Source organism: Streptomyces niveiscabiei (assembly GCF_001419795.1).
In the GTDB taxonomy this organism is placed as follows: domain Bacteria; phylum Actinomycetota; class Actinomycetes; order Streptomycetales; family Streptomycetaceae; genus Streptomyces; species Streptomyces niveiscabiei.
Genome location: NZ_LIRL01000105.1, coordinates 1 through 11,215 on the forward strand (window position 1 = coordinate 1; position 11,215 = coordinate 11,215).

Below are 11,215 nucleotides of genomic sequence, written 5' to 3' on the forward strand. Positions count from 1 at the left end.
CCGGGGGCCGGGTGCGGGTAGGGGATCAGGAGGCCGTCGGCGGTGACGTGGACGACCCCGATGGCGTCGATCGTCAGGCGCTCGTCGACGGTGGAGGTCCAGGAGGGGCCGAGGAAGCGGCCGGCCGTGCAGCCGGACTCGGTGCGGCGGGTGAAGAGCAGCGGCAGGATGCCGGGGATCTCGACGTCGGTCTGGGGCAGGTACATCCGGCCCGTGGCCAGGTCCACCGGGTCGGTGCCGTCGGTGTGGCGCTCCACGTCGGGGCGGGTGTGGGTGCCTTCCGGGGTCTCGTCGAGGAGCCGGCGGGCCTTCGCGAGGTCGGACGCCTCCTCGGCGATGCGTACGCCCTTCACCGCGGCGCCGCCTCCGCCGGTGGCCAGCGTCAGCGCGACGTCGGGCAGCAGGCGGCCGAACCCCTCCGTGGGGTCCTTCAGGAAGCCGTCGATCATCTGCTTGCCCGTGCCCACGGGGTCGTTGGCGGCGACCAGCAGCCCTGCGGCCAGGCTGTTGAGGGACGTGGCGTACTCGGCCGGGTGGGTCAGGTTGTACGGGTCCATGGGGTTGACCGAGCGGACGAAGTTCACGATGCCCGCCGTGCCCTTGATCAGGCCGCCGGCCACGTGGTCGCCCATGATCTGCCACTCGTCGAGCCCGTCGCTCACCTGCTCGGCGTACGACGGTTTCTGAGGGGCCATGTCGCGGGCGGCGCGGATCGCCGTGCGCGCGGTCTCCGCCGCCGAGTTCCGCTGTCTGCGGGCCTCGGCGAGGAGGTCCTGGGCGTCCCGCATCAGCTTCTTGCCGGGGTCGTCGAACGTCGCCGCGGGCTTGGCGGGGAGCGAGGACGGGTCGCGTTTGTCGGCGGGCTGGGCGTTGTAGCGGTCGACGGCGCTGTTGTAGTCGTCGACCTTCTTGCGGTGGGCGTCGGCCGCGTCGGCGGAGGCCTTGGTGCCTTCCTTCCACTTGTCGATCGCGGTCTGCGCCTGGCCCTGCGCCCAGGTGACGGTCGCCGCGAACGCGTCGAGCGCGGCGAGGGCCTTCGCGCAGGCGTCGGCGGCTGCGTACCACTTGGGCGGCTGGGTGCTCACCGCGGTGCGCAGCGCGTCGGCCGCCTCGCCCTTGAGGCGGGAGGAGTCGAGGCCCTTCAGGCCGTCGCCGGTGGTGTCGAAGGCCGCCTGGAAGGCCCGGAGTTTCGCGGCGGTGGCGTCGAGCTTGCCCGCACTGCCGTAGATCAGCTTGGTCTTGTCCTCGGTCTGCCCGAGGTCCAGTTCGTCGACCTCGGCGCCCATGCGGTTGGCGACCGAGCGGGACTGCTCGCGTACCCAGTCCGCGCCCGATTCCCAGCCGACGTCATGCAGGCGGTCGGCGGTCCAGTTGCCCGCGTCCTCGACCCGGTTGCCGACCCACTCGACACCGTCCTCGATCGCGTCCTCGACCGAGTCGGGCGTGAGGTCTGCGTGAACTTCGCGACGGCTTCCCTGCCGAGCTGAAGGTCCATGCCGTCATCGCCCATGGCCGCGCTCCTCCCGCGCCTCGCCGGAGTCGACGGCGGCGCCGTCCGGAACGATGCCGGTGACCGGCGGGAAGAACATCGACCCGTCCTCGGTGGCGATGTCCACGGCGAGGCCGGCGGGTTCGTTCAGGGACGGCACGATCTCGTCCACGATGCGCGCGCCCAGGAGCGCCGCGTACTCCATGGGCTGATCGCCGGGGCCGTGGTGCAGAGCGAAACGGGCCAGCGCGGACTCGTCGGTGAACCCGCAGATCCAGCGGACACCGCCCGACCGCGCCGACCAGAGGCCGCCGGCGGCCGTCGGCACGAGAAGGACCGAACGCCGCATCTCGCCGACCAGGGCACGGGGGTCACCGGCACCCCTTCTCCGCTCGGAGATCTGCTCGGCGAGCGCTGTCCTTGCCTGTCCCATGGCCGTTCCCCCTCATAGCCGACTCACGACACGGTAGATCAGGACGCCCAGCCGGACAGGGGCGGTTCTCGTGAAGATTCCCGAGGCGGACCGGCCTCGATGTCGCGAGGTTTGGAGCCGGTGTCGGGAGAGCGGCTGTTCTCATGTCCGTGCCCGGAGAATGGTCTCCGGCGTGTTGAAGTTATGTCTCCCGGCCACAAAGCGGTGTTTGCCGGGCGCGCTACGATCGGACGTGAGGGCACACGGCGAGACAGGCCAGAATCGTGGGGGATGCCACCATGGCGTTAGATTCACCTGACGAAAGTCCCGATTCCGTCGACATGGGCAGAATTGATCTTTCCGATCGCACGCGCACGCGCATCACTGATCAGTTTTTTCAGCGGCTCGGGGCCCTCGACAGCCCGCTCGTCCGGCAGGCTCATCTGAGTGAACTGCTGGCCCGCCAGGTCGACTTGCTCCTGGACGACATCGTGGGTGGGGCGCGGGCCGACGGGGGGCCGAGTGCGGAGTCTCTTCGCGGCGCTGCGGAATTCAGCGCCCGCAGGGCGTCTCTCGACATCCATCCGACCGAGGCGGTGCGAGCGGCGGCCCTCTTCCAGGAGTTGGCGCTGCCCGAGCTGATACGCGAGTTACTGCCGGAGCGCCCCGACACCGCGGCCTTTCTCCGGCTGACCCGGCAGGTCAACAACGCGGTGATGACACAGATCACCCTCGGCTGCGTCGGCTACATCCAGTTCCTGCGGGAGAAGCTGCACGGTTCGCACCAGGACGAGCGGCGTCGGCTGGCCCGCGATCTGCACGACCGGATATCCCACGAAATTCTCGTGTCGCTCCTCGAACTGGAGCTGTACGACCCCGCGGGCGACAGCCGGGAGCGGCTCGATTCGGCCTCCGCGACGCTGCGCGCCACCCTGGACTCCATCGGGCAACTGGCCGACGAACTGCGGACGTCCGTCACCGGCGCGAGCCTCGACGCGGCGATCCGGGCCTTCCTGCCGACCACCGTGCCCCCGGGCGTGACCGTCGAGTGCAGCGTGACCGGCGACGCGGCCCAGCTCCCGGCACCGGTGGCCGAAGAGCTCTACTACATCATCCGGGAGGCGGTCAGAAACGCCACCCGCCATGCGGATCCCCGCAGCGTCCGGATCGACGTGGCGATCGCCGGCCCCCTGATCCGGGCCTCGGTGCGGGACGACGGAACCGGATTCGACGTCGACCGGACGCTCCTGCGAGGGACCGGCGGGCTGACCTCCATTCGGGAGCGCGCCGCACTGCTCGGCGGCTCGCCCGAGTTCCGCAGCAGACCCGGGTCCGGCACGACGGTGAGCGTGGCCATTCCACTGGTGAGCTGGGACGGGCGTGTCTGACGCGGCCGTGACGGGAGCGCCGGCCGTCCTGGCCGTGGTGGCGGACGACCATCTGCTGTTCCGCGAGTTGCTCGCCGGCCTGCTGGAGCGGGAGGACTGGCTTGACGTCGTCGCACAGGGCCGGAGCGGCACGGAGGCCATCGAGCTGGCCCGGCTGCACCAGCCCGGCATCGCCGTGCTCGACGTACAGATGCCCGGACCCGGCATCGAGGAGACGGTCCGGCAGATCCGCCGGCACAGCCCGGGTACCCGGTGTGTCGTGCTCACCATGCACGACACACCCGAGCTGCTCGGCAGACTGCTGGAGACCGGCGTCGCCGCGTACCTGCTGAAGTCCGTCTCGCCCCAGGAACTGCTCATGGCCGTCCGGTCGGTGGTGCGCGAACCGGACCGGGTCACCCTCGCCGTCTCCCAGAACATGGCCAGGATGCTGACCGCGGGGAGACAGGCCCCACTGCTCACCCCGCGCGAGACCGTGATCCTCGGTCGAGTCGCCGACGCGCAGAGCAACCTGAGAATCGCCGACGAGCTGTTTCTGGCCGAGGCCACGGTCAAGCGGCATCTGACGAACATCTACCGCAAGCTCGGGGCCGTGTCCCGGGTGGACGCCATCCGGCGGGCACGGGACAGCGGCATCCTCTGATCCGGCTCACGCCTCCTGCGGCAGACCGACCTTGAGCCGGTAGCTACAGGCGCCGGTGTGGGCCATCTGGCACAGGCCCACCCCGGGGTCGATGCGGGCCGGCAGGTCCATCGCCTGGAGCCAGCCGGTGAGCCGCTCGCCGGGGCCGCAGTGGTAGACCTTCTCGATGCCCGCCCGTTTGACGCCCTTGTAGGCGAAGCACGTCGAGACCTCCAGGAGCTGGGTGCCGTCCGCGAAGGACTCCTCCGCGACGAACAGCGACCCCAGATAGAGCTCCACCGCCATCGCGAACAACTACCGGTACTGGGCGACGGTCTCCACCTTCTCGATGCCCTGGCTGCGCATCAGCCGGACCATCTCCTGGCGGCCGAACTCACGGACCACCTGGATGTTCGCCTCGTTCGCACCGTCCATGCCGCTCTTCGTCGCGGTCTGGTAGAACCAGAGGCCGTCGGTGGCCATCCAGGAGCGGCGCAGCAGTTCCTCCCGCTGGGTGGCGTCGAGGGGAACCAGCCACGCGTCGGCGTCGGTCATGACTCAGTCTCTCCTTCTCCGGTGACACGGTCAGCCTTCATCCATGGCCAGTAGCTCGTCGAGCCCATGGCGTCTGAGCTTCCCGCTGGAGGTGCGCGGCAACCTCCCGCGGCGCAGCAGGATCACCTTGCGGGGGGACAGCCCGACCGCGTCGGACACCGCCAGCCTCAGCCGTGCCACGAGCGCGGCCTGTTCCTCCGGCGAGGACTCCTTGGTCTCCGCGATCAGGGCGAGCCCTTCACCCTCGGCGGTACGCAGCGCCGCCGCGAGGACCGCGCCGTTCGTCACGCCCGGCACGCCGCTCGCCACCGCCTCGATGTCCGACGCGTAGTAGTTCTGGCCGAAGACGATGATCATCTCCTTCTTGCGGCCCACCATGAACAGCTCGCCCCGCTGCCGGAAGCCGATGTCGCCGGTGGCGACCCAGCCGTCCTCCAGCACGGTGGCCGAGGTGGCGGCGGCGTCCGCCTCGTACTCCCGCATCACCGCCGCACCACGGATCTGGATCTCACCCACCCGGTCCTCGCCGGTCACCTCCAGACCGTCGTCGCCGACGAGCCTGACCTCGGTACGCGCCACGGGGACACCCACGGAGACCAGTTCCCTGGCTTCGCCGTTCGCACGGCCGGCCGGCACGATCTCGACCTTGCCGACCGCCAGGTGGTCCCGGCGGGCGAAGACACTGCGCGTGGGGCGGCCCAGCGCGGTGAAGGTCACCGCCAGGCTGCCCTCGGCCAGCCCGTAGACCGGCAGGAACGCGGTGCTGCGGAAGCCGGCCGGGGCGAAGTGACCGGTGAACCGGCGCAGCAGCTCCGGGTCGACCGGTTCGGCGCCGTTGAGCGCGACCCGCCACGAGGACAGGTCGAGCTCCGCCACCTGCTCGGGCGAGGTCCTCCGCAGGGCGTACAGGTAGCCGGAGTTGGGTGCCGTGGTGGCGGTGCCGCGGTGCCGGCTGATCATGCGCAGCCAGCGGCCGGGATCGCGCAGGAAGTCCTCGGGCGGCATCAGCAGGCAGTCGGCGCCGGTCAGCGCCGGGGCGAGCAGGGTGCCGATCAGCCCCATGTCGTGGAAGAGCGGGAGCCAGCTACAGGACACGTCCTGGTCGGTGACGTCGAGCCCTTCGGTGATCGAGGCGATGTTGGCGAGCAGGTTGGCGTGACTGAGGACCACGCCCCTCGGCTGCCTGCTGGTGCCCGAGGTGTACTGGATCAGTGCGGGCGACCCGGCGGGAGCCGGGTCGTACACCTCGCTCGTGGCGGCGGCCTCCACCTCCGCCACGTCATGGACGTCGAACTCGCCGCCGGTGCCGCCGAGCACCGGCTCGATCAGCCTGCTCAGCGGCCCGTCGCTCAGCACCCGCCGTACCTTCGACTGGCGCATGGCCAACGCGATCCGGTTCAGGTGGAGTTCGAGCCGCGTGAAGCGTACGGGCGGCGGGAGCGGTACAGGGACGGCTCCCGCCGCCAGTACGCCGAAGAAGGCCCGGGCGAAGCCGGCCGAGGTGGGCAGGGTGATCGCCACGCGCTCACCGGGCGTCACCCCGTGCTCGACCAGCCCGTCCGCCACGCGTCCCGCCGAGATGTACAGGTCCCGGTAGGTGACCTGTTCGGCCTCCGTCTCGTCGCGGTACAGGCGCAGGCCGTGGCGGGCGCCCGTGTCGCTGCCGGCGATCTCGCCGAGTGCCCGGACCAGGTTCACACCGCTTCCCGCTGCCGGCGCAGTCCGTCGACCAGGGTGATGAAGTCGCCGATGGTCTGGGTCTTGAAGGTGGCCTCGTCGTCGATCTCGATGTCGTAGGCCCGCTCCGTCCTGACGATGATCTGGAGCACCCGCATCGAGTCGAAGTTGGGCAGGGAGCGGAAGTGCTGGTCGTCGCTGAGGCCGCCCGCGTCGATCTCCAGCTCGGCGGCGATCGTGGCGTATATCTCGGACTTGAGGTCCATGGTGGTCAGTCCCCCTGGTTGGTGTTCCTGTTGGCCGCGGTCAGCGCCTCGACCAGCCGGTCGGGCAGCCGGTCGCTCCGCGCGGCCAGTACGTCGTCGGTCAGCAGATGGAAGGTTCCGTCGGCCGTGGCCACCAGGTCGCGGCCACGCAAGATCTCGCCCGATGCCCGTACGGACGTCTCGTCACGCCGGGTGATCTCGGCATGGGCGGTGTACTCGGCGCCGGTCTCCATGGGCCGGCCGTAGCGCACGCGCAGACCGGTGGTGAAGGCCGAGACCCAGCCCGAGCGGTACACCGCCTGGGCCAGGGTCTCGTCCAGGACGGCGGCGACGATGCCGCCGTGGATCACACCGGGGAACGACTCGTAGTCGGCACCGAGCCGGAACCGGGTGGTGTACCCGGTCCCGTTCCGCTCGAAGACCAGCCGCAGCCCGATGGGATTGTGCGGTGCGCAGCCGAAGCAGTTGGACGGGTTCTCCGTCTCCTCGCTCATCGACTCGGGCAACGTCTCGCTCCTCGCTCGCCGGGTGGCGTGTTCAGTACGGTCACGGGACAGGTCACCGGATGAGGGAGCGCAGCTTGCGCTTGATGTCGCGGGAGGACTCGATCGAGTCGTCCTCGACCAGGCGCCGCACCATCTGGAGCACCTTGTTGTCGGCGGCGTCGGTCGCCCCGGCCTGGATGGTCTCGATCCGGCGGATGCCCTTGGCCGAGGTGGAGTGCGGATAGAAGTGACCGGCGGGGTGCTTGAGGCCCTCGCTGCGATCGGCGAGCCAGACGTAGGCCATCTTGAGCGCGGCGATCTGCTCCTCGCGGTTGGCGTCGCACAGTTCCTGGGCGAAGACGTAGAACGCCCGAGCGTGCCGGGACTCGTCACGGCCGAGGAGCTTCCAGATCCCCCGGACCACCGGCTCCTTGGTCTCCGCGGCCAGCGAGCGGTAGAGCTCGGCGGCGCGCGCCTCGGAGATGATGTTCATGACGAGGGTGCCGGTCCGGCTGTTCCCGATGGGGTACGGCTCCCTCTTGTACAGGGCGTGCTTGGAACGCACCTTGATCCCCAGCTTGTCCAGGCAGCGGGCCTGTACGAGCGAGTGCCGGGCCTCCTCCGCTCCCCAGGCGAGCGCCCAGGAGGAGAAGCTGGTCTCGCCCTCCCACTCCCGCAGGAAGTTGTGGGCGCCGGGGAGGGTACCGAACTCGATGATGGCCGCCTCGGTGAGGAAGTCGGTCTCCTCCTCGCTCATCAGCTCGGGGTTCAGCCGGTCGAGGTCGAGTTCTTTCCAGTCCCAGCGCGTGGTCTCGAACCAGTCGAAGATCTTGTTCCACGTCATGTCGAGGTAGAAGTCGGTGTACAGCGGGTCGAGGGTCAGCGAGCTGTAGGCCCGCATCGCTATCCCGATCGTGTCGGCCAGTCCGAAGCCGTCGAAGGCGGACGGGGCGAGGATGTCCTCCACGTCCAGCGCCTCGACCCAGCCGGGCACCGGACCGCCCGCCGCGTCACCGACCACGAAGAGCCGGGTCTTGGTGAACCTGCTGTGGGCGCGCAGCTTCTTCACGGCGACGGGCACCGAGGTGGACGACGAGCCGACGAACGCGGCGGCGAGTTCACTGCCGGGCTCGAGTTCGTGCAGGTAACGCTCGAAGTCGTCCGGCCGGCTGCGGTCCAGCTGGACCTCGCCGAACCGGGCGAGGGACATCTGGGCGCCGAGTTCGACACCGGGTAGGCAGTCGACGAATGCGACGTGGGTCTTGTTCATGGATTCCCCCTGGCAACTTCGGCAGCGGGCTCGACGACGAGCCCGCCTGATGGGCGCGGTGCGGTGGAACGAGGTGTCATGCCGAGCGCGGTCAGGCCGCCGGCCAGCATGAAGACGCCGACCGTGAGCCACGCGTACACGAAGGCACGGTGGGTCGCGTCGTACGTGACGGGATCGCCGAGGACCGCGACCAGCACGCTGATGCCCAGCACGCTGCCGAGCTGCCGGCTCATGTTGACCACGGCGCTTCCGGTGGAGAACCGGTCCTCGGGCAACTGCGCTGTCGCCGAGGCCAGGATCGTGGGCAGGGCCAGACCGACGCCGGCGCCACCGATCAGCCAGCCGGGCAGCAGCTCCGTGGCGTAGTGGGGCGTCCGGCCGATCGAGGCCGCCATCAGGGCGACGCCCGTGGCGCACAGCACACAGCCGGCCGCCGCGATCCGGCCCTGTGTGAAACGGCCGGACAGACGGGCCGCGAGCAGGGCCGTGACCGGCACCATCAGCGGGCCGGGGGCGATGCCGAGTCCGGTACGCAGGGCCGAGTAGCCCCAGACCTGCTGCATCCAGAGCACCGTGGCGAGGAGGTTGGCCGCGAAGGCGACACTGAAGGTGAGCGCCGCCATGTTCGACCAGGCGAAGGACCGTACGCGCAGCAGCGCCGGCTCGATCACCGGGGCGGCGTGGCGCCGGGAGCGGAGCCAGAACCAGACGATTCCGGCAGCCCCGACGGCCAGCACACCCGCGGTCCGGGTCGCGGGCCAGTCGTTGGCCTTCACCAGGCCCAGCGCGAGCGCCCCGGTCGCCCCGGTGATCAGCGCCGTACCGAGCAGGTCCGGCAGCCGTCCGGCCTGGGCCTCCCGCGACTCGGGCAGCACCCACAGGGCCACCACCAGCGCCGCGACCCCGACCGGAATGTTCACCAGGAACACCCACCGCCACGAGGCGTTGACCAGCAGGCCGCCGACGACGGGACCGGCCGCCGCGGCCAGCGCGCCGCTGGCCGACCAGATCCGGACGGCGCCCATGCGGCGTTCGACCGGGAACACGGACAGCAGAAGCCCCAGGCTGGCAGGGGTCAGCGCGGCGGCACCCACCGCCTGCAACACCCGGAAGACCACCAGCGGCCACAGCCCGTCGACTGCGGCACAGGCCGCTGAGGCGACGGTGAAGAGCGCCAGTCCGAGGAGGAAGACCCGCTTGCGGCCGAGCCGGTCGGACAGCCGGCCGAGCGGGACGAGCAGCGCGGCGAAGACGATCGCGTAGCCGTTGAGGACCCAGGACAGATCGGCGAGGGACACGCCGTCGAAGTCACGGCCGATGGCGTCGAAGGCCACGTTCACGATGAACAGGTCGAGCCCGGCCATGAAGGCGGCCACGGACAGCACGGTCAGTGTCAGCCCGGTACGTGCCTTCTCCGCGGACTCCCCGGAACCGCCGGGCGAACGCGTGGAACCACGACGTGGGGACATCGGGTCAACTCCTGCCGTGTCGTGAGCCGAACCGGCCGGGAGCCTCCCCGCCACCGCCCATCCCATGGCGCGGGCCCCGCCGGGCACAAGGGGGTGGCGACCGGCGCACGACGTGCGCCCGCGTAAGTGAGCCGAAGAGGGCAGTCCGTCTGCTACGGAAGTAGTAGTGCCGCGTGCTCCGCGTTGCCGCCCAGAACCGGCTTCCCATATTCCGCCGGGTCAGGCGCCCTGGCCACGCCGCGCCATGACAATGGCTGGATCAAGCGCCAGGGGACACACAGGGGACGGGGGTGGGTGTCCGCTCCTTGCGTATCTCGCGTTCCGCCAGGTACGAGAGGGCCGGGGCCGCGCTGAAGCTGAGCGCCTGGTAGAGGTGAGTGAGCGCCAGGGCGACGGAGACCACGCCGAAGGGCAGGGCGGTGACGGCGAGGACGGCGAAGCCGAGGAAGAGGGTAGCGAGGACGGTTTCCGCGCCGGCGCTGCTGAACGCCTGGAGCCTGGACTGGAGACGGCGGAACTTGTCGGTGCGGGTCCAGAGGGTGGGGCGGTTCAGCAGCGAGACCAGGGCCGCTTTCCCGATCACGTAGAAGAGAGCGCGCTGGGCCACGACGGCGCCCGCGAACTCGCGGGCCGTGAAGCCCATGACCTTGCGGTACACCGTCCACTGCAACAGCCGCCTGCCCGCCATCACGAAGAGGAACGGCACGTACCAGGTCACCGGCACCGGCCACACGTCGCCGTGCGCGACCATGGACAGCAGCATCGCCGGTGGCACCGCCAGCCCGGCGAAGCGGAGGCCGCGGAGGGCGTTGATCAGGCCGTGGTTGGCGTGGTAGATCCGCTGCGCGGCGTTCAGCTGCGAGGGGGTCCGGCCCGCTCGGGGACGGAACAGGTGGGCGTGGGCGCGGATCTCCTGCACCGGGCCGTAGGTCCAGCGGAACCGCTGCTTCTTGTAGCCGTTCCAGGTCTCCGGCACGAGGCCCCGGCCGAGCGGATGCTTGAGGTAGACGGACTTGTACCCGCTCGCGTGGACGCGGATGGCGAGTTCGGAGTCCTCGGTCATGCACCACTCCGCCCACCCGCCCGCCTTGTCGAGGGCGGCCAGGCGTATGACGGACATCGTGCCGACGGTGAGGCCCGCCCCGTTCTCGTCGAGCGAGACCATGTGCGCGGCGAAGAAGAAGGCGTACTCGGCGTTGGCGATCCTGGTGAAGGCCGACGAGTCGTAGTCCCGGTAGGCGTGCGGGCACTGCACGAAGCCCGTGTCGGGGTCCTCCAGGTAACCGACGGTGTCGGCCAGCCAGTTCGGTTCGACGATGTAGTCGGCGTCGACCACGCCCACCACTTCCGCGCGGGGGGAGATGTGGGGCCGCGCCCAGTTCAGCGCGCCGGCCTTCGCCCCGGTGATCCCCTCCACGTGCAGGAACCGGAACCGCTCGCCCAGCCGGGCGCAGTGCTCCTCCACGGGCCGCCAGAGACTTTCGTCCGCGGTGTTGTTGTCGATGACGAGCACTTCGTAGTCGGGGTAGTCGAGCCGCCCGAGGTGGTCATCGGCACGCTCGACGCCCTGAGCCGGCTCGAC

Annotated in this window: 12 protein-coding genes; 2 read left to right on the top strand and 10 right to left on the bottom strand. The window is 70.3% G+C overall.

Translation table 11 applies throughout. From position 1 onward, the window contains the following. Together AOK24_RS06230 and AOK24_RS06235 are read right to left on the bottom strand one after the other, a co-directional pair. Positions 1–1,421 (bottom strand): putative T7SS-secreted protein (locus AOK24_RS06230; RefSeq protein ID WP_338060928.1); only part of this gene is annotated, 1,421 nt, incomplete at its 3' end. A 78-nt stretch (positions 1,422–1,499) separates the two neighbouring features. Further along, positions 1,500–1,922 (bottom strand): hypothetical protein, encoded by a 423-nt coding sequence (locus AOK24_RS06235; protein ID WP_206191153.1) that lies wholly within the window; start codon positions 1,920–1,922, stop codon positions 1,500–1,502. 263 nt (positions 1,923–2,185) lie between these two features. On the opposite strand from AOK24_RS06235, the gene AOK24_RS06240 reads away from it, so the two are divergent. Together AOK24_RS06240 and AOK24_RS06245 are read left to right on the top strand one after the other, a co-directional pair. Continuing rightward, on the top strand, positions 2,186–3,289 hold the full coding sequence (locus AOK24_RS06240; protein ID WP_079056694.1) for a sensor histidine kinase: 1,104 nt from the start codon (positions 2,186–2,188) through the stop codon (positions 3,287–3,289). Then, positions 3,282–3,932 (top strand): response regulator transcription factor, encoded by a 651-nt coding sequence (locus AOK24_RS06245; protein WP_055719049.1) that lies wholly within the window; start codon positions 3,282–3,284, stop codon positions 3,930–3,932. Before AOK24_RS06240 ends, AOK24_RS06245 begins: the two co-directional genes overlap by 8 nt. Before the next feature lie 6 nt (positions 3,933–3,938). Here AOK24_RS06245 and AOK24_RS06250 read toward each other — a convergent pair whose 3' ends face one another. The 8 genes from AOK24_RS06250 to AOK24_RS06285 form a co-directional block, all read right to left on the bottom strand. Next, complete coding sequence (locus AOK24_RS06250; RefSeq protein ID WP_159051803.1) at positions 3,939–4,217, bottom strand: hypothetical protein; 279 nt, start codon at positions 4,215–4,217, stop codon at positions 3,939–3,941. A 9-nt stretch (positions 4,218–4,226) separates the two neighbouring features. Further along, positions 4,227–4,466, bottom strand: a complete 240-nt coding sequence (locus AOK24_RS06255; RefSeq protein ID WP_055719051.1) for a DUF6125 family protein — start codon at positions 4,464–4,466, stop codon at positions 4,227–4,229. Positions 4,467–4,496: 30 nt separating this feature from the next. Then, positions 4,497–6,164, bottom strand: coding sequence for an AMP-binding protein (locus tag AOK24_RS06260; protein ID WP_055719052.1), 1,668 nt, complete (start codon positions 6,162–6,164; stop codon positions 4,497–4,499). Beyond that, positions 6,161–6,409, bottom strand: a complete 249-nt coding sequence (locus AOK24_RS06265) for an acyl carrier protein (RefSeq protein ID WP_055719053.1) — start codon at positions 6,407–6,409, stop codon at positions 6,161–6,163. The genes AOK24_RS06260 and AOK24_RS06265 overlap by 4 nt, the downstream gene beginning before the upstream one ends. Before the next feature lie 5 nt (positions 6,410–6,414). After that, positions 6,415–6,915, bottom strand: coding sequence for a PaaI family thioesterase (locus AOK24_RS06270; RefSeq protein ID WP_133258280.1), 501 nt, complete (start codon positions 6,913–6,915; stop codon positions 6,415–6,417). Positions 6,916–6,967: 52 nt separating this feature from the next. Next, positions 6,968–8,164 carry a ferritin-like domain-containing protein gene (locus tag AOK24_RS06275; protein ID WP_055719055.1) on the bottom strand — a complete coding sequence of 399 codons (1,197 nt, stop codon included), beginning with the start codon at positions 8,162–8,164 and terminating at the stop codon, positions 6,968–6,970. Then, entirely contained in the window at positions 8,161–9,633 is a 1,473-nt protein-coding gene (locus AOK24_RS06280) for an MFS transporter (RefSeq protein ID WP_055719056.1), read from the bottom strand. Before AOK24_RS06280 ends, AOK24_RS06275 begins: the two co-directional genes overlap by 4 nt. Before the next feature lie 259 nt (positions 9,634–9,892). Further along, positions 9,893–11,215: glycosyltransferase (locus AOK24_RS06285; RefSeq protein WP_055719057.1), on the bottom strand; the 1,323-nt coding region annotated here is incomplete at its 5' end.

What these genes read in the sequence shown, in the direction of transcription:
- AOK24_RS06235 (WP_206191153.1), bottom strand. Translation starts at nt 1,922, where the DNA reads ATGGGACAGGCAAGGACAGCGCTCGCCGAGCAGATCTCCGAGCGGAGA.
- AOK24_RS06250 (WP_159051803.1), bottom strand. Translation starts at nt 4,217, where the DNA reads ATGGCGGTGGAGCTCTATCTGGGGTCGCTGTTCGTCGCGGAGGAGTCC.
- AOK24_RS06255 (WP_055719051.1), bottom strand. Translation starts at nt 4,466, where the DNA reads ATGACCGACGCCGACGCGTGGCTGGTTCCCCTCGACGCCACCCAGCGG.
- AOK24_RS06265 (WP_055719053.1), bottom strand. Translation starts at nt 6,409, where the DNA reads ATGGACCTCAAGTCCGAGATATACGCCACGATCGCCGCCGAGCTGGAG.
- AOK24_RS06275 (WP_055719055.1), bottom strand. Translation starts at nt 8,164, where the DNA reads ATGAACAAGACCCACGTCGCATTCGTCGACTGCCTACCCGGTGTCGAA.
- AOK24_RS06280 (WP_055719056.1), bottom strand. Translation starts at nt 9,633, where the DNA reads ATGTCCCCACGTCGTGGTTCCACGCGTTCGCCCGGCGGTTCCGGGGAG.